This is a genomic window from Kitasatospora sp. NPDC056076 (genome assembly GCF_042266305.1).
Lineage (GTDB): Bacteria > Actinomycetota > Actinomycetes > Streptomycetales > Streptomycetaceae > Kitasatospora.
On sequence record NZ_JBHJWG010000130.1, the window covers coordinates 1 to 1,334 of the forward strand.

1 protein-coding gene is annotated in these 1,334 nt (G+C 70.7%); it reads right to left on the reverse strand.

Annotated elements, in window-relative coordinates:
* Nucleotides 1–17 precede the first annotated feature (17 nt).
* Complete coding sequence (locus tag ACFC1T_RS38395) at nt 18–1,106, reverse strand: IS110 family transposase (protein ID WP_375897452.1); 1,089 nt, start codon at nt 1,104–1,106, stop codon at nt 18–20.
* Nucleotides 1,107–1,334 lie beyond the last annotated feature (228 nt).

A 1,334-nucleotide genomic window follows, 5' to 3' on the forward strand; every position in this document is an offset into this window, starting at 1 on the left:
GGATGCTCTTATGGATGTCAAGCAGCGATGGTGAGCTGCTCGGTGGTGGTGCTCGGTGTGCTGGGCGTGGTCAGGACTCGGTAGATCTCTCGGGCGATGAACCGCTTGAGGCAGCGGATGATCTCCTTCTTCGAGAGGCCTTCGGTGGTCCTGCGCTGCATGTAGTTCTTGGTGCGTTCGTCCCAGCGCAGTCGGCACAGGACGATGCGGTAGAGGGCGGCGTTGGCCGCCCGGTCACCGCCCCGGTTAAGGCGGTGGCGGTGGGTGCGGCCGGAGGACGCCGGCAGCGGGGCGGCGCCGCAGAGCATGGCGAACGCCGCCTCGGAGCGCAGGCGTTCGGGGTTGTCCCCGGCGGTGACCAGCAGTTGTCCGGCGACTTCCGCGCCGACCCCGTTCAGTGCGAGCAGGTCCGGGGCGATCTCGGCGACCAGCGGGGCGATGAGGGCGTCCAGGTCGTCGATCTCCTCGCTGAGCCTCTGGTGGCGGCGTGCCAGGGTCCGCAGGGCGAGCTCGGTGGCGACGGTCGGGTCGCCGGCCCGCTCAGGGGCCGGGCCGGCGGAGGCGCAGGTGGCTATGAGCTGTCGGTCGCCCAGGTCCCGCAGCGCCGATCGGAGTTCCTCGGGTGCGGTGACGATCAGGGTCTTCATCTGGCGTGTCACGTCGGCGCGTTGACGCACCGCGCTGCGGCGGGCCACTCGCAGGCTTCGCAGGGCCTCGACGCGGCCGTCGCGCCGCTTGGGTGTGCCGGTGCGCCGGGCGGACAGGGCGGCCCTGGCGGCGGCTTCGGCATCGACGGGGTCGGACTTGCCCTGCCATCGGCGGGCCTTGCGGTCCGGGCGGTCGATCTCCACCACGGTCACGTCCTGCTCGCGCAGGTGGCGGGCCAGGCCCGCCCCGTAGGCGCCGGTGCCCTCCACTCCGACCAGGACCAGGGTGCCGAACGAGCGCAGCCACGCCAGGAGTAGGGCGTATCCCTCGGCGTTGGCTTCGAACTGCTCGGATCCCAGCGGGCGTCCGGCCGAGTCGATGACGGCGGCGGTGTGGGTGTCCTTGTGGGTATCGACGCCGCCGGTGATCTCGCGGTCCTGGTGTGCGATGGTGGACATCGCCGTCCTCTCCATTGATCCGGGTGGGGCGGCAGCCGCCGGTCCGGCGGGCGGACAGGACAGTGAAGGGGCCTCTGGCCAGGCTCTTATGAAGTCACGCAAGCCGGGCCGGCGGATGCTCACGAGCGGCTCCCGGACGAGGCCGACAGATCCGGTTGAGGACCCGAGGTCAGTCAGAGGTTGAGTCAGACCTGCCCGGGAACCGCTCATGAACATCCTCACTGTCAG